This window comes from Nocardia exalbida NBRC 100660 (assembly GCF_000308575.1).
GTDB lineage: Bacteria > Actinomycetota > Actinomycetes > Mycobacteriales > Mycobacteriaceae > Nocardia > Nocardia exalbida.
On the sequence record NZ_BAFZ01000144.1, the window covers coordinates 1 to 537 of the forward strand.

Annotated in this window: 1 protein-coding gene and 1 pseudogene; both read left to right on the plus strand. The window is 68.3% G+C overall.

Annotated features, from left to right (window positions below):
- Positions 1-72: 72 nt before the first annotated feature.
- Positions 73-291, plus strand: a pseudogene (locus tag ON29_RS37895) (IPT/TIG domain-containing protein); the annotation flags it as partial.
- A 64-nt stretch (positions 292-355) separates the two neighbouring features.
- On the plus strand, positions 356-537 hold a 182-nt coding region (locus tag ON29_RS36785; RefSeq protein ID WP_217999341.1), incomplete at its 3' end, for an IPT/TIG domain-containing protein.

The window sequence follows — 537 nt, forward strand, 5'->3', positions numbered from 1 at the left end:
GTTGCGATCACCGTCACCACCGTCGGTGGGACCAGTAACGGGGTCACGTACACCTACGTCGCGGTTCCGACTCTGTCCTCGGTGGTGCCGAGCGCTGGTCCAGTCGCCGGCGGGACGACGGTGGTTCTCACCGGGACGGGATTGACCGGCGCTACAGCGGTCACGTTCGGTGCGACACCGGCGACGTCGTTCACTGTCGACTCCGCCACCCAGATCACCGCCGTCGCACCCGCCGGAACGGGAACGGTGCAGGTCACCGCCACCACCGCAGGCGGCACCAGCAACGGCGTCGCCTACACCTATGTTCCGGCTCCCGCACTGGCCACGGTGGTACCGAATTCGGGGCCCCAGGGTGGTGGGGACAACGGTCGTTCTCACCGGAACGAATCTGACAGGCGCAACCGCGGTCAGCTTCGGTGCGACACCGGCGACGTCGTTCACTGTCGACTCCGCCACCCAGATCACCGCCGTCACTCCCGCCGGAACCGGCACCGTGCTGGTCACGGCCACCACCGCGGGTGGCACGAGCAACGGCGT